1 protein-coding gene is annotated in these 201 nt (G+C 70.6%); it reads right to left on the bottom strand.

Annotated elements, in window-relative coordinates:
* On the bottom strand, positions 1 to 186 hold a 186-nt coding region (locus BEN48_RS19350; protein WP_206599815.1), incomplete at its 3' end, for a hypothetical protein.
* Positions 187 to 201: the final 15 nt, after the last annotated feature.

Genomic DNA, 201 nt, shown 5'->3' with positions numbered 1-201 from the left:
CTGGGGCACCAGCAGCAGCGGGTAGCCCGTTTGGTGGGCCAGCGGGCAGGGCGCGGTTGCTGAGCCATTCGTCCAGCAAGCCACTCGGTGGCCGTGAGGTCGCTGGGGCACCAGCAGCAGCGGGTAGCCCGTTTGGTGGGCCAGCGGGCAGGGCGCGGTTGCTGAGCCATTCGTCCAGCAAGCCACTCGGTGGCCGTGAGG

This window comes from Hymenobacter glacialis (genome assembly GCF_001816165.1).
Lineage (GTDB): Bacteria > Bacteroidota > Bacteroidia > Cytophagales > Hymenobacteraceae > Hymenobacter > Hymenobacter glacialis.
The sequence above is the reverse complement of the archived record's forward strand: the minus strand, read 5'-3'. Positions and strand labels throughout refer to the sequence as shown.